Origin of the sequence: Isoptericola sp. NPDC056605 (assembly GCF_042792795.1) — a bacterium.
In the GTDB taxonomy this organism is placed as follows: domain Bacteria; phylum Actinomycetota; class Actinomycetes; order Actinomycetales; family Cellulomonadaceae; genus Isoptericola.
In genome coordinates, this window is the sequence record NZ_JBHTVT010000013.1 from 50,206 (window position 1) to 66,871 (window position 16,666).

General features: G+C 73.3%; 23 protein-coding genes and 1 tRNA gene. 10 read left to right on the plus strand and 14 right to left on the minus strand.

Annotated features, from left to right (window positions below):
* Positions 1–19: 19 nt before the first annotated feature.
* The gene (locus ACFQ8Y_RS14065) at positions 20–226 is read right to left on the minus strand and encodes a hypothetical protein (protein ID WP_430552412.1); all 207 of its coding nucleotides are present in this window, start codon (positions 224–226) and stop codon (positions 20–22) included.
* A 73-nt stretch (positions 227–299) separates the two neighbouring features.
* Here ACFQ8Y_RS14065 and ACFQ8Y_RS14070 point away from each other — a divergent pair, with 73 nt between their 5' ends.
* Both ACFQ8Y_RS14070 and ACFQ8Y_RS14075 read left to right on the plus strand, forming a co-directional pair.
* Complete coding sequence (locus tag ACFQ8Y_RS14070; protein ID WP_430563980.1) at positions 300–758, plus strand: MarR family winged helix-turn-helix transcriptional regulator; 459 nt, start codon at positions 300–302, stop codon at positions 756–758.
* Positions 759–804: 46 nt separating this feature from the next.
* Positions 805–1,866, plus strand: coding sequence for a Gfo/Idh/MocA family protein (locus ACFQ8Y_RS14075; RefSeq protein WP_430585843.1), 1,062 nt, complete (start codon positions 805–807; stop codon positions 1,864–1,866).
* Positions 1,867–1,888: 22 nt separating this feature from the next.
* On the opposite strand, the gene ACFQ8Y_RS14080 is transcribed toward ACFQ8Y_RS14075, so the two are convergent.
* Complete coding sequence (locus ACFQ8Y_RS14080; protein WP_430563982.1) at positions 1,889–2,305, minus strand: pyridoxamine 5'-phosphate oxidase family protein; 417 nt, start codon at positions 2,303–2,305, stop codon at positions 1,889–1,891.
* A gap of 102 nt (positions 2,306–2,407) precedes the next feature.
* Here ACFQ8Y_RS14080 and tmk point away from each other — a divergent pair, with 102 nt between their 5' ends.
* From tmk to ACFQ8Y_RS14105, 5 genes are all read left to right on the plus strand, one after another.
* Positions 2,408–3,100, plus strand: coding sequence for a dTMP kinase (gene tmk / locus ACFQ8Y_RS14085; protein ID WP_430563983.1), 693 nt, complete (start codon positions 2,408–2,410; stop codon positions 3,098–3,100).
* Positions 3,097–4,248, plus strand: coding sequence for a DNA polymerase III subunit delta' (locus ACFQ8Y_RS14090; protein ID WP_430585844.1), 1,152 nt, complete (start codon positions 3,097–3,099; stop codon positions 4,246–4,248). Before tmk ends, ACFQ8Y_RS14090 begins: the two co-directional genes overlap by 4 nt.
* A gap of 108 nt (positions 4,249–4,356) precedes the next feature.
* Positions 4,357–6,042 (plus strand): enoyl-CoA hydratase-related protein, encoded by a 1,686-nt coding sequence (locus ACFQ8Y_RS14095; protein ID WP_430585845.1) that lies wholly within the window; start codon positions 4,357–4,359, stop codon positions 6,040–6,042.
* Entirely contained in the window at positions 6,039–6,644 is a 606-nt protein-coding gene (locus ACFQ8Y_RS14100; RefSeq protein WP_430585846.1) for a hypothetical protein, read from the plus strand. The genes ACFQ8Y_RS14095 and ACFQ8Y_RS14100 overlap by 4 nt, the downstream gene beginning before the upstream one ends.
* 41 nt (positions 6,645–6,685) lie before the next feature.
* Entirely contained in the window at positions 6,686–8,299 is a 1,614-nt protein-coding gene (locus ACFQ8Y_RS14105) for an alpha/beta hydrolase (protein WP_430585847.1), read from the plus strand.
* Positions 8,300–8,309: 10 nt separating this feature from the next.
* Here the strand turns inward: ACFQ8Y_RS14105 and ACFQ8Y_RS14110 are convergent, their stop codons facing one another.
* A complete protein-coding gene (locus tag ACFQ8Y_RS14110) occupies positions 8,310–9,212 on the minus strand; it encodes a PrsW family glutamic-type intramembrane protease (protein WP_430585848.1) in 903 nt (300 codons plus the stop codon).
* Between the two features lie 138 nt (positions 9,213–9,350).
* Here ACFQ8Y_RS14110 and ACFQ8Y_RS14115 point away from each other — a divergent pair.
* Together ACFQ8Y_RS14115 and ACFQ8Y_RS14120 are read left to right on the plus strand one after the other, a co-directional pair.
* A tRNA-Thr gene (locus ACFQ8Y_RS14115) sits at positions 9,351–9,423 on the plus strand.
* Between the two features lie 145 nt (positions 9,424–9,568).
* The gene (locus ACFQ8Y_RS14120; protein ID WP_430585849.1) at positions 9,569–9,808 is read left to right on the plus strand and encodes a helix-turn-helix domain-containing protein; all 240 of its coding nucleotides are present in this window, start codon (positions 9,569–9,571) and stop codon (positions 9,806–9,808) included.
* 16 nt (positions 9,809–9,824) lie between these two features.
* On the opposite strand, the gene ACFQ8Y_RS14125 is transcribed toward ACFQ8Y_RS14120, so the two are convergent.
* Together ACFQ8Y_RS14125 and ACFQ8Y_RS14130 are read right to left on the minus strand one after the other, a co-directional pair.
* A complete protein-coding gene (locus tag ACFQ8Y_RS14125; protein WP_430585850.1) occupies positions 9,825–9,998 on the minus strand; it encodes a hypothetical protein in 174 nt (57 codons plus the stop codon).
* Positions 9,995–10,153: a hypothetical protein gene (locus ACFQ8Y_RS14130; protein WP_430585851.1), complete on the minus strand. Its 159-nt coding sequence runs from the start codon at positions 10,151–10,153 to the stop codon at positions 9,995–9,997. The genes ACFQ8Y_RS14125 and ACFQ8Y_RS14130 overlap by 4 nt, the downstream gene beginning before the upstream one ends.
* 116 nt (positions 10,154–10,269) lie before the next feature.
* Here ACFQ8Y_RS14130 and ACFQ8Y_RS14135 point away from each other — a divergent pair, with 116 nt between their 5' ends.
* Positions 10,270–11,232 (plus strand): hypothetical protein, encoded by a 963-nt coding sequence (locus ACFQ8Y_RS14135; RefSeq protein WP_430585852.1) that lies wholly within the window; start codon positions 10,270–10,272, stop codon positions 11,230–11,232.
* Positions 11,233–11,576: 344 nt separating this feature from the next.
* Here the strand turns inward: ACFQ8Y_RS14135 and ACFQ8Y_RS14140 are convergent, their stop codons facing one another.
* The 9 genes from ACFQ8Y_RS14140 to ACFQ8Y_RS14180 all read right to left on the minus strand — a co-directional run bounded on the left by ACFQ8Y_RS14140 (position 11,577) and on the right by ACFQ8Y_RS14180 (position 16,630).
* A complete protein-coding gene (locus ACFQ8Y_RS14140; protein WP_430585853.1) occupies positions 11,577–11,708 on the minus strand; it encodes a hypothetical protein in 132 nt (43 codons plus the stop codon).
* A gap of 98 nt (positions 11,709–11,806) precedes the next feature.
* Entirely contained in the window at positions 11,807–13,228 is a 1,422-nt protein-coding gene (locus ACFQ8Y_RS14145; protein WP_430585854.1) for a LamG-like jellyroll fold domain-containing protein, read from the minus strand.
* Positions 13,229–13,238: 10 nt separating this feature from the next.
* Entirely contained in the window at positions 13,239–14,240 is a 1,002-nt protein-coding gene (locus ACFQ8Y_RS14150; RefSeq protein ID WP_430585855.1) for a hypothetical protein, read from the minus strand.
* A 10-nt stretch (positions 14,241–14,250) separates the two neighbouring features.
* Positions 14,251–14,388: a hypothetical protein gene (locus ACFQ8Y_RS14155; protein ID WP_430585856.1), complete on the minus strand. Its 138-nt coding sequence runs from the start codon at positions 14,386–14,388 to the stop codon at positions 14,251–14,253.
* A gap of 180 nt (positions 14,389–14,568) precedes the next feature.
* Positions 14,569–14,832: a hypothetical protein gene (locus tag ACFQ8Y_RS14160; protein WP_430585857.1), complete on the minus strand. Its 264-nt coding sequence runs from the start codon at positions 14,830–14,832 to the stop codon at positions 14,569–14,571.
* A 3-nt stretch (positions 14,833–14,835) separates the two neighbouring features.
* Positions 14,836–15,765 (minus strand): peptidoglycan-binding protein, encoded by a 930-nt coding sequence (locus tag ACFQ8Y_RS14165; RefSeq protein ID WP_430585858.1) that lies wholly within the window; start codon positions 15,763–15,765, stop codon positions 14,836–14,838.
* Positions 15,766–15,825: 60 nt separating this feature from the next.
* Complete coding sequence (locus ACFQ8Y_RS14170; RefSeq protein WP_430585859.1) at positions 15,826–16,125, minus strand: hypothetical protein; 300 nt, start codon at positions 16,123–16,125, stop codon at positions 15,826–15,828.
* On the minus strand, positions 16,122–16,325 hold the full coding sequence (locus tag ACFQ8Y_RS14175; RefSeq protein WP_430585860.1) for a hypothetical protein: 204 nt from the start codon (positions 16,323–16,325) through the stop codon (positions 16,122–16,124). The genes ACFQ8Y_RS14170 and ACFQ8Y_RS14175 overlap by 4 nt, the downstream gene beginning before the upstream one ends.
* Complete coding sequence (locus ACFQ8Y_RS14180; protein ID WP_430585861.1) at positions 16,322–16,630, minus strand: hypothetical protein; 309 nt, start codon at positions 16,628–16,630, stop codon at positions 16,322–16,324. Before ACFQ8Y_RS14180 ends, ACFQ8Y_RS14175 begins: the two co-directional genes overlap by 4 nt.
* Positions 16,631–16,666: the final 36 nt, after the last annotated feature.

The window sequence follows — 16,666 nt, forward strand, 5'->3', positions numbered from 1 at the left end:
CTCGCACGACCTGAGGCGGTCAGTCCTCGCGCTCGACGAGGTACACGTGCCCGTCGGGGCGGGTGACGCGCTGCAGGGAGCGGCGCAGCGCGGCGTCGCGGGCGAGGTCCTCCGCGCTGGGCGGGATCGGCGGCGTACGGCGGATCGACGCGGGCCCGAAGAACCTCAGGAGGCTCTCGGTGACCTTCATGCCCCAGGTCCGGTCGTCGTCCTCGCGGCGTGCCATGACACTCCCTCAGCAAAGCTTGGTGGGCCAACCATTGGTGCGCCAACTATATGCCGACTCGTAGGGTGGGCGCATGGACCTGCCCGCCGACCCGCTGCGCCTCGAGGCGCAGGTGTGCTTCTCGCTCTCGGCGGCCGCCCGGGCGATGGTGTCGATCTACCGCCCGATCCTCGAGCCGCTCGGGCTCACCCACCCGCAGTACCTCGTGATGCTCGGGCTGTGGCAGGACGACCGCGCCGGCGCGACGACGACGGTCACCGGGCTGAGCGCGCGGCTCCTGCTCGACCCGGGCACGCTCTCGCCGCTGCTCAAGCGGCTGGAGCGCCAGGGGCTGCTGGAGCGCCGCCGCGGCGCCGGTGACGCGCGCGTCGTCGAGCTGCACCTCACCGCGGCGGGTCGCGCGCTGCGGGACCAGGCGGAGGAGGTGCCCGCGAAGGTGGTCGCGGCGAGCGGGCTGAGCCTGGTGGAGCTGGAGCAGGTGCGGGACGTCGCCAACCGGGTGGTGGCGGCGTCGGGTGGCGTCCCGGCCTGAGACCCGACCCTCCGCGGGCCGCTGTCCGGCGGGTACCGTGTCGGCCATGACCGACGTCACACCCGCCTCGTTCGCGCCCGGCCTCACCACCGACGACCTCGCCGGGACGGTGCCCGACCCGCGGACCGCTCCGGCCGTGCGCTGGGGCGTGCTCGGCGCCGGCAACATCGCCGGGTCCTTCTCCGACGGCGTCCGGCAGCACACGGCGGCGTCGGTCGTCGCGGTGGGCTCGCGCGACGTGGCCAAGGCCGAGGCGTTCGCGGCGGCCCACGCCCCGGGCGCGCGGGCGCACGGCGACTACGACGCGCTGGTGACCGACCCCGACGTCGACGTCGTGTACGTCGCGACGCCGCACTCGCACCACCACGAGCACGCGCTGCTGGCGATCCGGGCGGGCAAGCACGTGCTCGTCGAGAAGGCCTTCACCCAGGACACCGCACAGGCGCGCGAGGTGCTCGACGCCGCGCGCGCGGCCGGCGTCTTCGTCATGGAGGCGATGTGGACGCGGTTCCTGCCGCACGTCGCGGCGCTGCGCGGCGTGATCGCGCGCGGCGAGATCGGCCGCGTCGTGGGCGTGATCGCGGACCACGGCCAGCAGTTCCCCTTCGACCCCGCCCACCGGCTCTACGCGCCGGGCCTGGCCGGCGGCGCGCTGCTGGACCTCGGCGTCTACCCGGTGTCCTTCGCGCACGACCTGCTCGGCGCGCCCGAGACCGTCACCGCGGTCGGCGCGCTCACCGAGACGGGCGTCGACGGCCAGATCGGCATGGTGCTGGGCTACCCCGGCGGCACGCAGGCCACCCTGTCCACCACGCTGTGGGCGCGCACCGCGAACACGGCCGTGATCTCGGGCACCGAGGGACGGATCGAGGTGGCGCGCACGTTCTACGCGCCGACGTCGTTCACGGTCGAGCGGCACGACGGCGCCACCTGGGCGTACGACGGCTTCCGCGGCGAGGGCAAGCAGTACCAGGCCGCCGAGGTGGCGCGCCGCGTCGCGGCGGGGGACGTCGAGAGCCCGCGCATGTCGTGGGACGGCACGCTCGAGGTCATGCGCACCATGGACGACGTCCGCCGCCAGGTGGGCGTCGTCTACCCGGGGGAGTGACCCGGACCCTCGGCGGGGACGGTCAGCGCAGGTCGCCCGGCACGAGCCGGCGGCCGGAGACCTCGCTCGGCGCGATGCGGATCCACACCGTCTTGCCGTCCTCGAGGTAGCTGACGAGCCCGGTCGTGCGCGCCTCGGCCAGGTCGTCCTCGTGCTCGAGGATCTGGGCGCGGCCCTTGACCACGACGCTCCACGCCCCGTCGTCGCCGATCTCGTCGGCCTCGAACGCGACCCGAGGGCTGATCGTCACCTCGGCGAGCTTGGTGCCGGGCTTGGTGCGCAGGAAGATGCGCTGGTCGGCGACCGCGAAGCTCACGGGGAAGATCTCCGGCTCGCCGGCCACCGACGTGACCAACCGGCCGATCTTCTGCCCGGCGAGCAGCGACCAGGACTCTTCCTCGGTGAGCACGGTCTGGGACGGCTGCGGCTGGGTGGACATCGAACCTCCTGCGTGTCGAGGGATCACTGCCATCGTGCCCCCGCACGGTGCCCGGCGCTACGGCGGGCGGCGGTGTCGTCGGTCACGGCTAGGGTGTCCGGCGTGAGCAGCGCACCCGGGTACTTCGTCTCGTTCGAGGGCGGCGACGGCGCCGGCAAGTCCACGCACGTGCGCCTGCTGGGCGAGTGGCTGCACGAGGTCACGGGCCGCGAGGTCGTCGTGACGCGGGAGCCCGGCGGCACGGACCTGGGCGCCACGCTGCGCCGGGAGGTGCTGCACGGCGAGGACCTCGACCCCCGCACGGAGGCCCTGCTGTACGCGGCGGACCGCGCCCACCACGTCGCCACGGTGGTGCGGCCGGCGCTCGCGCGCGGGGCCGTGGTCGTCACCGACCGCTACCTCGACTCCTCCGTGGCGTACCAGGCCGGCGGTCGGGAGCTGTCGGAGGAGGAGATCGAGGCGCTCTCCCTGTGGGCCACGGCCGACCTGCTGCCCGACGTCACGGTGCTGCTGGACCTCGACCCGCTGGTCGGCGCCGCCCGGCTGTCGGGCGAGCCGGACCGGCTGGAGCGGGCGGGCGACGAGTTCCACCGCCGCACGCGGGAGACGTTCCTGCGCCGGGCCGCCGCCGACCCCGAGCGCTGGGTCGTCGTGGACGCCTCGGCGAGCCTGGACGACGTGCAGGCACAGGTGCGCGTGGACGTCGCCGCCCGGCTCGACCTCACCCCCGTGGTCGAGGAGGCCGCGACGGTGCAGGACACCGAGGGGGACAAGGCCGGGGAGGGTCGCGCGTGAGCGTGTGGGACGACGTCGTCGGCCAGCCGGACGCCGTCGCCACGCTGCGCCGCGCCGCCACCGATCCGGCCGCGATGACGCACGCGTGGCTGCTCACCGGCCCGCCCGGCTCGGGCCGGTCGGTCGCGGCGCGGGCGTTCGCCGCGGCGCTGCAGTGCACCGGCACCGACGGCGAGACCGGTGGCTGCGGGCGGTGCCGCGCCTGCACGACGACGCTGGCAGGCACGCACCCGGACCTCACGGTCGTCGCCACGGACAAGGTCGTCATCACCATCGACGAGGTGCGCGACCTCATCATGACCGCGGCACGCACGCCGTCCTCCGGCCGCTACCGCGTGATCGTCGTCGAGGACGCGGACCGCATGGCCGAGCGCACCACCAACGTGCTGCTCAAGGCCATCGAGGAGCCGCCGCCGCACACCGTCTGGGTGCTGTGCGCCCCGAGCGCGCAGGACGTGCTGCCCACCATCCGGTCCCGATGCCGTGGCGTCGTGCTGCGCGTGCCGCCCGCGCAGGACGTCGCGGACCTGCTGGTGCGCCGCGACGGCATCGACCCGGCGGTCGCGCTCACCGCGGCGCGCGCCGCCCAGTCGCACGTCGGGCTCGCCCGCCGGCTCGCCCGGGACGCCGACGCGCGCGAGCGTCGCGACGCCGTCCTCGAGATCGCGCGGCGCATCCGCGGCGTCGGGGACGCCGTGCTCGCCGCGGGGGAGCTGGTGGACGTCGCGAAGGCCGAGGCCGTGGCGGCCACGACGGAGCGCGACGCCGTCGAGAAGGCGGAGCTGATGCGCGCCCTCGGCGTGCAGGAGGGCGACACCCTGCCGCCCCGGCTGCGCTCGCAGCTCAGGCAGCTCGAGGACGACCAGAAGCGGCGCGCCACGCGCCGCCAGCGCGACGTGCTCGACCGGTCGATGGTGGACCTCCTGTCCCTGTACCGGGACGTGCTCGTGGTGCAGCTGGGCGCCGCGGTCGACCTGGTGAACGCCGAGCACGACGGCACCGTGCGCGCGCTCGCCGCGGACTCGACGCCCGAGCAGACCATCCGCCGGATGGACGCGATCGGCGTCGCCCGCGAGCGGCTCGAGGGCAACGTGGCGCCGCTCCTGGCGCTCGAGGCGATGGCCGTCGCGCTCCGCCCCCAGGGGTGACCACCCCGCGCGGGTCTCGCGGGCGACAGTTGCCTCATCACCCCTTCATGCGGTGAGGTGTTCCGCGGCGGGGGCCATGGTGGCCCCATGACCAGACTGGGGGTTGGCATGAGGATCCTGCTGCTCGTCTCGGCGTTCAACGGGCTCACACAACGCGTGTGGGGGCACCTGGCGGACCGGGGCCACGACGTGGGCGTCGAGCTGGCGCCGGCGTTCGGCTCGCCGGAGGAGCTGACGGCGCGGGTGGAGGCGATCGGCCCGGACCTGATCCTCGCGCCGTTCCTCAAGCACCGGGTGCCCGAGGACGTCTGGCGGCGCTGGACCACCGTCGTCGTGCACCCCGGACCGGTGGGCGACCGCGGTCCGTCCTCCCTCGACCACGCGATCCTCGACGGCCGCGACCGGTGGGGCGTGACCGCGCTGTCCACGGTGGAGGAGATGGACGCCGGCCCGGTGTGGGCGACGTCGACGTTCGCGCTCCCCACGGTCCCCGTCGCCAAGAGCGCCCTGTACAACGGGCTCGTGGCCGACGCCGCGCTGGCGTGCGTCGACGAGGTGCTGCGCAAGGTCGCGGCGGGGGAGGACCCGACGCCCGCCGACCGGCTCGAGCGCGAGGTGCCGGGAACCGGCGAGCTGCCGCTGCTGCGCCGGGCGGCGTTCGAGCTCGACCTGTCCCGCCCCGCCGCCGAGCTGGCGCGCACGATCGCGGCGGCCGACGGTGCGCCCGGCGCCCCCGCGACGCTCCAGGGCGCGCGCTTCTGCCTGTTCGACGCCGTCGCGGTCCCCGAGCCGGTGGACCCGCTGGCCGCCCCCGGCATGGTGGTGGGGCGCGACGAGGACGCCGTGGCGATCGCCACCGGCGACGGCACCCTGTGGGTCGGGTACGCCGCGACCCTGGCCGAGAAGCGCGGCACCAAGCTGCCCGCGTCGTGGGTGCTCGACGTCGCCGGCGTGCCGTTCCGCCCGGCGCCGGCCGCTCTCGCCGAGTCCGTGTACGAGCGCGACGGCGACGTCGGCTACCTCACGATCCGGTCGTACAGCGGCGCCATGCACACCCAGCAGTGCCGCCGTCTCACGACCGCGGTCGAGAAGGCCCTGACGGAGGACACGCGGGTGCTCGTGGTGCGCGGCACCGAGCACGCGTTCTCGAACGGCATCCACCTGGGCGCGATCGAGGCGGCCGCCGACCCGGCCGCCGAGGCGTGGGCCAACATCCAGGCCATCGACGACCTGTGCGAGGCGATCGCGGCGGCCGACCAGCTCACCGTGGCCGCGTTCACCGCGAACGCGGGCGCGGGCGGCGTGATGGCGGGCCTGTGCGCCGACGTCGTCGTCGCGCGCGACGGCGTCGTGCTCAACCCGTACTACGACATGGGCATCTTCGGCTCCGAGCTCCACACGTGGACCGTCGCGTCCCGCCTCGGCGAGGTCGACGCCGACCGGCTGCTCAGCGCGAAGCTGCCGGTGTCCGTCGCGGAGGCGGCGCGGACCGGCCTGGTGGACGCCGTCGGCCCGCGCGACCCGGAGCGGTTCGCCGGGTGGCTGGCCGACCGCGCCGCCGCGCTGACGACGCCCGAGCGCCGGGCCGAGGTCGCGGCCGCGGCCCAGGTGCGCGCGCCCCGCCGTCCGCTGTCGTACTACCGCACGATCGAGCTCGCGGAGATGGCGCGCGACCTCTTCGACGACCGGCGCGGCTTCGCGGCCAAGCGGCGCGACTTTCTGCGCAAGGCGGCCCCGCAGGAGACGCCCGAGCGGTTGCGGTTCGCGGACGTCCGCGAGACGGTCGCCCGGTGACGGATCGCACCCTCCGCGCCCTCCGCGGTCCCCTGCTGGCCGGCGCCGTGGCCGCCCTCGCCGTGCTCGTGACGGCCTGCGCGTCCGGTGGTTCACCGGGCAGCGGGTCGACGTCGGGCTCGCCCGCGCCGTCGTCGCCGGCAGCGCCGTCGTCGAGCCCTTCACCGAGCTCGCCGGCCGGCCCCTCATCCAGCCCGGCACCGTCCGACGGCGCGGCCGCACCGGAGCCCGGGGAGCACGTGCGCGGCCTGCCCGACGGCGCCGAGGGGACGTTCGACAGCCCCGCCGGGGCCGCCTGGTCGCCCACCCCCGGTGTGCTGCTGGTGGTGACGTACGGGTCGAGCTCGTGCCCGCGGGTGGCGGAGGCCGAGGCCGCCTGGGACGACGCGCACGAGGCGGTCGTCGTCGACCTGGTGGAACCGGACCCGGGCCCGTGCACGATGGACTACGCGCCGACGACGAGCGCCGTCGCCGTCCCGTCCGACGCCGACGCGGGGACGCCGGTGACCGTGCGCCTCGGGGACCTGGGCGAGGTCGAGGTGAGGCCGCGCGCGAAGGACGCCACGGCAGGCCCCGTGGCCTGGGTCCCGGCCGCGGGCTGAGCACGTCGGACCGGGGTCCGCGGCGACGGTAGGTTGGGCGGGTGATTTCCGACGAGCGCCGCCCGACCGCCCGCCGCACGACCTCCCTCCGCGCGAGCCTCCGTCGCTCGAGCCTCCGACGCTCGGGCCCGCGCGGCGCCGCCGCCGTCGTCGCCGCGGCCGTGCTGCTCGCCGGGTGCACGTCGCCCGCCAAGGAGCAGTCGCCGGTGGGCCCGGCCTCCGGGCCCGCCGCGTCGCAGGCCCCCGAGGGCTTCGAGCAGTACTACGGGCAGTCGCTCGAGTGGGAGGACTGCGAGGACGGCCTGCAGTGCGCGACGGCGTCGGCGCCGCTGTCCTGGCAGGACGCGGACGCGGGCAGCATCGAGCTGTCCCTGGTGCGCAACCCTGCGGACGGCAAGGACCCGGAGGGCTCGCTGCTGGTGAACCCCGGCGGGCCGGGTGCGTCGGGCGTCGACTTCGTGCGCGGCGACGCGCAGGGCGGTGGTGCGACGTTCGGCAAGCGGCTGCAGGACGCGTTCGACATCGTCGGGTTCGACCCGCGCGGCGTGCAGCGCTCCACCCCGCTCACGTGCTTCGACGACGCCCGCAAGGACGAGTCGCTGGCCAAGGACTTCGACCGCAGCACCGACGCCGGCCTCCAGGCGATGCAGGAGGAGTACGAGGCGTGGAACGCGGCGTGCGCCGAGAACTCGGGCGAGGTCCTCGGCCACGTGGACACGCAGAGCGCGGCGCGCGACATGGACATGCTGCGCGCGGTGCTCGGCGACGACGCCCTGAACTACCTCGGCTTCTCCTACGGCACCCAGCTCGGCGCGACGTACGCGGGGCTGTTCCCGGACCGCGCCGGCCGTCTCGTGCTGGACGGCGCGATCGACACCACGCTGAGCTCGGAGGAGATCTCCCACGGGCAGGCGGTCGGCTTCGAGAACGCGCTGCGGGCCTACGTGCAGGACTGCCAGGCGGGCGCGGACTGCCCGCTCACCGGCTCGGTGGACGACGGCATGCGGCAGATCCGGCAGGTGCTGGACCACGCCTTCGAGCGGCCGTACCCCACGTCCAGCTCGGGGCGCACGGTCACGCAGAGCCTCGCCTTCTACGGCATCGCCGTCACCCTCTACAACCAGGGCAGCTGGCCCGCCCTCACCCAGGGCCTGGACGAGGCCATCAACGAGGGCACCGGCGACGTGCTGCTCTACCTGTCCGACCAGTACTTCGACCGGAACGCGGACGGCAGCTACTCGTCCAACTCGGAGGAGGCGCTGCGCGGCGTGAACTGCCTGGACGACCGGGCCACGACCGACGTCGACCAGATGCGGGCCGACGCCGCAGCGATCGAGAAGGACGCGCCGACGATGGGCTCGTTCTTCGGCTACGGCGGGCTGACGTGCGCCGGGGCGGAGTACCCCCAGGTGGAGCAGGAGTTCGACCTGGAGGCGAAGGGCGCGCCGCCCATCGTCGTCGTCGGCACGACCAACGACCCGGCCACGCCGTACGTGTGGGCCGAAGGGCTGGCGAGCACCCTCGACTCCGGTGTGCTGCTCACCTACCAGGGCGAGGGCCACACCGCCTACCAGCCGTCGCGGGGCTGCGTGGCCGACGCCGTCGAGTCCTACCTCGTGGACGGGGACGTGCCGGCGGACGGCACCACCTGCTGACGGCTCGGGCTCAGACGGACACCTCGGCCGGGCGCTTCGCGCGCGCCCAGTGCCGCAGGGCGAGCACGCCCAGCACGGAGATGACGAGGAGCCCGAGGACGTAGAACACGGTCGACCACGTCGAGGCGTTGTCGGACGCGACCGGCAGCAGCTGGCCGTAGGCGAGCTGGTAGTGCACGCCGCCCGTGACCTTGAGCGCGAGGTAGGCGGAGATGAAGCCCATCGAGTCCCACAGGGCGTGCAGCGCGACCACCGCGAGGTAGGCGAGCACGACGCCGCCCGTGAAGCGGTACCTCCCGGCCGCCGACGCCGCGCCGAAGATCGCCGCGCCGAGGATCGCCGTCCACAGCACGTGCCCGACCGGCGTGAGCAGGCCGCGCACGGCCTCCGTCTGCAGCAGGGCGTTGAGGTCGATCTGGCCCAGGCGGGTGAGGCTCGCGTTGAACGCGTAGCCCGCGGACTCGAAGGCCGCGAACCCGGCGCCGACCGTCGCGCCGAGGAGAGCGCCCTTGAGCCCCGTCTTCTCGGCGACCCGCGCGCCCACCACGAGGAACACGGCAATCTTCACGGCCTCTTCGATCGCGCCCACGCCCACGTAGATCCACAGCGACGGCGACAGGTGCGACTCCAGGATCGACGCGCCCAGCACGCCGAAGATGCCGCCAAAGAAGAACGCCCCCAGCAGCAGCATGATGTCGATCGAGCCGTGCGCCTTCTCCACGACGAACAGCACCACGCTGAACGGCACGAGGAAGCTGCCCAGCAGGATCACCGTCGGGATGAGGTTCGAGTTCTGGGTGCTGAACGTCACCACGGCGGTGACGGCCCACAGCAGGATGCCGAGGACGAGCGTCTTCCACCACCACCCTCGGCCCGTGGTGATGACCGTGCTCTGCGTCGTCGTGGGCTGCATGGGCACGAGTATGCGGAGGTCAGCACGGCCTGTCGCGCGGAAGCGGCGCGGCCCGGAGCCTGCGGTTTTGGAGACGGCCCCGCGCGTCGGGTACTGTAGGCGCGCCCGTTGATCCGGTTCCGCACCGGTGCACGGCACGCCGCCTTAGCTCAGTCGGTAGAGCGATTCACTCGTAATGAATAGGTCATCAGTTCGATTCTGATAGGCGGCTCCGACACGAAGGCCCCGGATTCTCAACGATCCGGGGCCTTTGTCATACCCGGAACGCGACCGGAGCGGAGGGCCCGGGTGGGCCAAGAGGTGGGCCAACTGGGCGCCAGGTGCCCGCGAGGACGGCACGGTGCCAGAATCGCTCCGTGACCGACCTCGCCCAGCCCCGCTTCATCTCCGTCGAGACCGTGGCGAAGGAGCTCGCGATCTCGAACGCTCAGGTCTACACGCTGCTGCGCACGGGGGAGCTCCCGGCGATCCAGGTCGGACCGAAGCGGGTCTGGCGGATCGAGCGGGCGAAGCTCGAGCAGTACATCGAGGCCCAGTACGAGGCCGTCCGCGCGTCCGTCGAGCGCGGCGATGTCGAGGCCGGCGGCGCCGAGTAGCGAGGGATTCGCCGCCTCAACTCTCGGACACACGCACGGTGATGAGACGCTCACCGTCGGCAAGCTGCTCACGCAGCAGCCCCAGGCCGCCGTCGTACGTCGCCGCCTCGACCTCGACGTCGCGCACGGGCATGTCGTGGGTCCCGGAGTTGTCGGGCGGGATGGTCTCGATGTGCGCGCGGAGGATCACGTGTCGGAGCGTAGTCCGTCCTCGGTGTCGAGCTGCCGCTGCACGGTGGCGGCGAGCTCCGGGTCGCGGCCGGGCCGCTCAGGAAGGCGGCCGGTGGCGTCGCGGAACAACCGGTCGGCGGCTGCGAGGGCGAGGACGATCAGCGGGTCGGTCACGCTGCCCAGGGTGGCGCGCCCGAGGCTACGGCACGGCCGGTCGTCCACAGGCGCCTTCCCCGGCGGCCCGGGAGGCTCACCCGCCGAACGAGGTCGCGGGCGCCCTACTGTGAGGCATGAGCGACGACGACTACACATTCCGGCTCCGGTTCCGGCTGGCCGGGCCCGCGATCGGACACGACGCGCCAGAGTACGACCTCGGCGCGAGTGCAGGACTCGATGAGGGCCGCGTCGTGCTCCGGTCTGCCGGCGGCGATACGCCGATCGCGGGCACTCGCGAACTCTGCTTGCTGGGGCGCGGGTTCGCGACCGAACATGAAGCTGAGGCCGCCGCTGGCGAGTGGGAGGCGGCCTTGCAAGTCGGGTTCGCCGCCGCGAGGACGGGTGCGGACTTCGGTGTCCGGACTGCCCCGATGGGGCACCTCACCCAGGCCGGGACCGAGTCCCTCGGCCCTGCGGCTCGCGATGAGCACCTCGGGGTCCACACGTACGAGTCGGCGTCACCGCCAGCCTTCGTCGCAGTGTCGGCGGAGGCACAAGCCGTGGTTCCGATCAGCCACCTCGCGGGGGCGGTCCGAGACGCGCGTCATCGCGGCCCCGACGTCGACGAGAAGATGCGCACGTCCTACGCGATGTACTCGGCCGCCCTGACGCTCAGCGACCCGGACGCCCGCTTCATGATGCTCATGACTGCGTACGAGGTGCTCGTCATCCAGCGTCCTCGCTCGCCAGAGGCCCGCGAGCACCTCGACGCGCTGGCGGCGCAGACGGCGGAGGCGGCCATCACCGACGACGAGCGCGAAGCGATACGGGACGGGCTCGGGTGGTTGAAGCACCAGTCGATCTCGAGCGCTGGGCGCGACCTCGCGGACACGCTCGGCGACCGGGAGTACGACGGCAGGTCGCCGCGCAAGTTCTTCACGTACGCCTACAACGTCCGGAGCAAGCTGGTGCACGGGGATGCCCCGCCCCGCGACGAGGTGACACGGCTCGCCGGGGTCCTTGCGCACATGGTGGGGGACCTGCTCAGCCTGCGCCCGGAGGTGGCTGCACCTGTCGAGACGGCGGCGCCGAAGTAGCGGGTCGACGAACGTCACACACGCTCGACGTCGCTCGGCGCCAGCCACCCCGCCGACGCCGAACCGGCGCGAGTCGACCTCGACCAGCACGAGCCGCGGCGTCCACGCGAAGGCCAGCGTCTCGACGACCTCCTCGCCGTCGAGCTCCCACACGAGCTGGGCACGCACCCGCACGTGGCAGTCGCGCTGCAGCCCGCGCCGTGGGATCGGGTGGGCGTTGAGGATGCGCTGGTGCGGGCGGTCCCAGTGCTGAGCCTCACGACGTCGGCGGTCGGTGTCGAGGTCGTACCCGGGCTCAGGGGTGGGGCCTTGCATGGGGCCAGGGTCGCGCGGGGGTCCGACACTCAGCGCGTCAGGAGGTACCGAAGGTGCGTCGCGGTCGCGGAGATCGGCGCGACCGTCCAGCCCTCGACCCGCCACTGGGTGACGACCGGCGTGGGGTCCTGACCGATCGGGATGCTGCGAATGGTCTGCATAGCATCCAGCCTAGGAAGCAGGTGTCTAGATGCTGTCACGGGGACGCACGAAGGCGGCCCCGCCCTCCGGAGAGGACGGGGCCGCGTCGTGCGCTGCGTCAGGCGTCGGCCTGGTACAGGAGGCCGGTGCCGAGGTAGAGCCGATCGAGGGGCGTCGACTCCCAGTAGAGCGCCGACAGGGCGCCGGACTCGTAGAAGAGGTTCGACACCGTGCCGGTCGGCTCCTGGGTGACCGCCTCGGCGCGCAGCGCCTGCACCGCCTGCCCGTTGAGGTAGTTGCGGATCACGCGGCTGTCGTCGAGGCGGACCACGCCGCCGCCCTGGCGCATCTTCGTGATGCCGCTGAGGATCGGCTGGTTCGTGGGAGGGTTCCCGGTGCCGCCCCCGGTGGTCACGAGCACCGCGCCGGCCGCACTGTAGACGCGGAGCTCCCACCCGGTGGGGTTCACGTTGGCGAAGATGAACCGGTCCTCGGTGGTGCTGAGTGCGCCGTCCTCGGTGAAGAGGTAGTTCCCGTCGAAGGGCGCCGTCGGGGTGTCGCCCCAGACCTTCATGAGCAGCGCGCCGGCGCCGCCGCGGAACAGCTGCAGCTTCGGGACGCCTGCGGCGGTCTCGAGCGAGAAGAACGGCGCAGCTCCGCCGGGCGTGGTGATCCGCGCCCAGCCGCACACGGTGAGCCGGTCGAACGTGCCGCCGGTCCAGAACGCGACGTCACCCTCCGCGCCGTGCCCCCCGACGGACTCGAGGGCCTGGCCGTGGACGCCGGCCACGCGCGACCCGCTGGCCGTGAGCGTCAGGTCGTTGCCCTTGAGGGTGTAGTCCCGGACGACGGCGCCGGTCTCGTCGTACGAGTAGGCGCCGACCACGAGGTTCTGCACCGCTGCGTCGAACAGGGCGGCCTCGGAGGTGTAGACGGGGTCGTTGAACCAGCGCACGTCCTCGATCGCGGCCTGCGCGCGCCGGTCGGTCACCCCGCCGGTGCCGCGCCCGACGGCGAAGACGCCGTTCTGCTCGGACGCCGCGCCCGCACCACGGTTCACGGTGGCGACCACGGTGCCGTCGACCCAGAACGTCACGTCGCCCGTGCCGAGCGCGTCGTACGCGACGCCGACGCGGTGCCAGGCGCCGTCGAGCACGTTGACGCCCGACGAGTAGGTGACGTCGTTCCCGATCCCGCCGACAGTGATCCGCGCCGCGAGGTTCCCGCTCGCGTCCGACAGGAGGAACGACTGACGCCGATCGCTGCCGCGCAGGTTCTCCGCGATCACGCGGACACCGGCGGTCGAGCTCTGCGACTTCACTCGCGCGAAGCACGAGAAGCTCGCGCCGTTGCCGATGTAGTCCCCAGCCGCGTACGCCCGCGACGCGCCGCCAGCGACGGCGAGCAGGGCCTTGCCGGTGACCCCCGCGGTGAGCGCGACGCCGGGGTCGAGGGTGAGGTGTCGGGAGTACCCCGCCATGTCGGGCAGGGTGCCGTCCCCGAGGAGGGCGTTGCAGTTGTACGCCGCGACGATCGCCATCGTGTGCCCCTCAGCCGATGATCGGGTAGAGGGTGAGGGGCGCCTTCGTCGCCAGGGCGTCGTACGCCGCCTGCGTCATCGGCGGGGCGATCACCATCCCCGTCGGACCCGATACCTTCCCCGCGACGTCGCTCGCCGCGGCCGCGCCGAGGGTCGTGCGACCGTTCGCCGCCGACGTCGCGCGCATGAGCGCCTTGCCGACCGTGGTGGCGTCGGTGATGTCGTCGGCGTCGATCGGACCGCCGCCGCCCCCGCCGCCGCCAGCCTCGAGCGCGACGAGGCGCGTCTCGAGGTTCGTCACGGAGCTGATCGGCTGGGTGCCTGTGTGGTTCGCCCGGTTGCGGTCGGCGCCGCTGTTCGCCCCGGCGGCCGCCAGAGCGATCGAGTCCACCTGATCCTTGCGGTAGTACCGAGCGTCACCGCGGGTGTCGTTGTGGTACTGCAGGTGGTCGTCGTCAGTGAGCCCCGACAGGAGCCCGTGGTCTGAGACGCCACCACCGCCGCCCGTCCCGCCTCCGACGGTCGCCCACGTGACATCGCGGTTCGCGCCGGACGCCTTGACGAGCGCCTGGCCGGTGGTTCCGCCCACGGGAATCGCGATCGGCGCGGCGGCGACGGCGGCCTCTGCGTCCTCAGCTGCGGCCTTCGCTGCCTCGGCGGCGGTCTCGGAGTTCTGCGCCGCAAGCGCAGCGGCATCTGCGGCGGCGCCCAGCTCTTCGATCCGGGCCGCGTTCCCCTCCTCGGACACGAGCGGCACCTCGACGCCGTCGCCGTAGAACGACACGCGTCCGAAGGCGTCGTCGACGTAGAACCCGCGGACGAACGTGTTCTCGGTGACGGTGAGGTTCGCGCCGGCGATGATGGCGGTGCCGCCCTGGTCCTCGTAGATCGAGGGGGAGGACGCCGGGTTGCCGCGCGCGATGATCTTCCCGGCGATGCCCTTGAGGTTGGCGAGGGGCAGCCCGGTCGCGGCGTTCGCGAGGATCTGCGGGGGGTAGTAGATCAGGGCCACGATGCGCTCCTCAGAGTCCAGGCCAGCGGCGGTAGTTGGCGAGCTGCTCGCGCGCGCCGTTGACGGCGCCGAGCACGGTGAAGAAGGCGGCGCCGGTGATGTACACGACGACGTCGCGCACGATCGCGGCCGCGGTGCGGGCGGTCACGGGTCAGTCCATGAACGGCGGCAGATCGCACGACCCGTCGCAGCCGGCGGGGGCGCAGTCGCGGCACATCACGCCGTACGGCTGCGGGTGCGCGCGGGGAAGCGGTTGCGCCGCGCTCTCGTCGCGCTCGGGGGCGCACGGCGCGCCCCCCGCGCAGGGGCACGCGCCGCGCGCCATCGGTCAGCCCTCCAGCTCGGGGTCGACGTCGCGCGGGTTCTCGAGCGGGCCGACCGCGGTCGGCCGGTACGCGACGCCGAGGCCGCCAGCGATGAGGCCGAAGACCGACGTCGCCACGCCGCCGGACGCGACGACGCGGGTCGCCGTGTCGGGGTCGAGCCACACCGGGGCGAGGCCGGTGGCGAGCAGCACGAGCGCCGAGGCGCCGAGGAGGATGAAGTACGCCGCCGTGCGCACGCGCTCGGGGACGGCAGGAGTCGTGGCCATGGGTCAGCTCTCCTTCCGCAGCGCGACGATCTGGGAGCGGATGGCGCTCAGGAAGCTCGCCGCGCCCCAGTGGGGGTTCTTCTTCACGTCCGTGTCGGCCGGCGCGGCCAGCACACCGTCGGTGTTCCAGACGGCCTCGGCGATCGCCTTGCGGCCGGCCGGCGACTTCACGTAGGCGTCGATGACGTCCTCGAGCTCCTTCTTCGTGGCCATGTCGAACCAGTCCTTCGTCTCGGTGAGTGCCTTCTGCGTCCCGGTGCCCACTCGGGCGTCGGGGGTCAGGTCGGCGGAGCGTTGGAACGCCTTGACCGCCGTCGTCGTCGTTTCTCCGAAGTCGCCGTCGGCGCCGGCGGTGCCGAGGTCGTAGCCCCGCTGGATGAGCTCGCGCTGCAGGGCCTTGACGTCGTCGCCCTGGTCGCCCGGGTAGAGCACGGGCCAGCCGGCCTCGTAGGTCGGGGTCTTCGGGTACGACGTGGACCGGGTGCGACCCCAGTGCCACGACTCGTCGACACGGCGCCCCTCGTCGTTCGTGAAGCCGTACTTCGGGGCGAGCGACTGCAGGCGCTTGTACACCGTGCCGCCGAAGCCACCTGTGCCGGTGATGTCGACGGTCGTGCCGGCGCCATGGTTCGACGTGCCGGGCACGGCCGCGGCAGCGGTGCCTGCGCGCCGGGTCCACGCCTGGCCGTTCCAGTAGCGGACGTCTCGTGTGAAGCCGGGCTCTCCGGCGTGGTTCCCGACCCGGTAGCGGTCCCGGAAGATCCGCTCCTGGACGTCCCTGGGCCGGAACGAGTCCGTGATGTCGAGGTCCTCGCCGTACTCTGCGCGGTACGCCCGCACGAGCGCGTCGAACGCGCGTGCCGAGGCCGGCTCGAGCCGGTGTCCCTGCTGAGTCTCGAGAGGGATGGTGTCGCTGCGGGCGATCTGCGCCATGGTGCGCCTCCCGGGCATGACGAAGGCCCCGCCGGATGACGGGGCCTCAGGGGTGGATGGTCAGTGCGTGACGTCGTTCTTGTGCCGCTGCCGTCGCTCCATCTGCACCGTGCGCTGCACGGCCAGGGCGGCGAGGTAGGCGTACACGCCGAGCACGACCCAGTCGCGAGCCGCGTAGTCCGGCCAGATGTAGGAGGCGTTCACCATGCCGAGCGCGATCACCAGCGCCGACGCCACGCCCCAGACGTTGCGGCCCTCGGGGGAGCGCCACCACTTCGCGCGCAGCGAGTACCAGACGAGGAAGACGAGCCAGGCGAGCAGCGCGACGAGGCTCACGACGTGGATGACGTCTCGGATCATGACCGGCCTCCGCTGTAGACGTGCCGGATGCTCTCGGCGAAGTGGTTCTCGCGCTGGATCTCGCGCAGCCGGTCCGCGACGCGCCGTACCTCCCGGCCGCGACGTACCGTCGCGTGCAGGTGGTCGACGGACTCTCGCAGTGCCTGGTCTGCCTCGGCCTGGGCGTTCTCGCGCTGCGCCTTCCGCTTGCGCCAGATCATGACGACCCCTCCGTCGCGGCGGGATGCTCGGGCACGTGGCCCGCGCGTCGCGCCTCGGCCTGGATCTCGGTGACGATCCGGGCGGTGGTCCGCGAGTTCTCGAGGAGCTCGCGCTGCTGCTCGTCCTTCTCCTGGTTCGCGACCCGCTCGGCCTTCCACGCCGCCTGCCACGTGTCCGCGCGGGACTTCTCCGCCTCAACCTCCCGGCGGGTCGCGAGGCCCTTGCCCGTCAGCAGCATGACGACGAGGACGAGGAGCACGGCACCGGGGGAGAGGTCCGCGACCCATGCGGGGAGGAAGTCCATCAGGGACACCCCCGGAGCGCGCCGTCGTGCGAGGTG

Coding starts and splice junctions, on each gene's coding strand:
- ACFQ8Y_RS14165 (WP_430585858.1), bottom strand. CDS start 15,765: ATGGCGCAGATCGCCCGCAGCGACACCATCCCTCTCGAGACTCAGCAG.
- ACFQ8Y_RS14075 (WP_430585843.1), top strand. CDS start 805: ATGACCGACGTCACACCCGCCTCGTTCGCGCCCGGCCTCACCACCGAC.
- ACFQ8Y_RS14095 (WP_430585845.1), top strand. CDS start 4,357: ATGAGGATCCTGCTGCTCGTCTCGGCGTTCAACGGGCTCACACAACGC.
- ACFQ8Y_RS14180 (WP_430585861.1), bottom strand. CDS start 16,630: ATGGACTTCCTCCCCGCATGGGTCGCGGACCTCTCCCCCGGTGCCGTG.
- ACFQ8Y_RS14140 (WP_430585853.1), bottom strand. CDS start 11,708: ATGCAGACCATTCGCAGCATCCCGATCGGTCAGGACCCCACGCCGGTC.
- ACFQ8Y_RS14145 (WP_430585854.1), bottom strand. CDS start 13,228: ATGGCGATCGTCGCGGCGTACAACTGCAACGCCCTCCTCGGGGACGGC.
- ACFQ8Y_RS14065 (WP_430552412.1), bottom strand. CDS start 226: ATGGCACGCCGCGAGGACGACGACCGGACCTGGGGCATGAAGGTCACC.
- ACFQ8Y_RS14080 (WP_430563982.1), bottom strand. CDS start 2,305: ATGTCCACCCAGCCGCAGCCGTCCCAGACCGTGCTCACCGAGGAAGAG.
- ACFQ8Y_RS14160 (WP_430585857.1), bottom strand. CDS start 14,832: ATGGCCACGACTCCTGCCGTCCCCGAGCGCGTGCGCACGGCGGCGTAC.
- ACFQ8Y_RS14175 (WP_430585860.1), bottom strand. CDS start 16,325: ATGATCTGGCGCAAGCGGAAGGCGCAGCGCGAGAACGCCCAGGCCGAG.
- ACFQ8Y_RS14135 (WP_430585852.1), top strand. CDS start 10,270: ATGAGCGACGACGACTACACATTCCGGCTCCGGTTCCGGCTGGCCGGG.
- ACFQ8Y_RS14170 (WP_430585859.1), bottom strand. CDS start 16,125: ATGATCCGAGACGTCATCCACGTCGTGAGCCTCGTCGCGCTGCTCGCC.
- ACFQ8Y_RS14070 (WP_430563980.1), top strand. CDS start 300: ATGGACCTGCCCGCCGACCCGCTGCGCCTCGAGGCGCAGGTGTGCTTC.
- ACFQ8Y_RS14110 (WP_430585848.1), bottom strand. CDS start 9,212: ATGCAGCCCACGACGACGCAGAGCACGGTCATCACCACGGGCCGAGGG.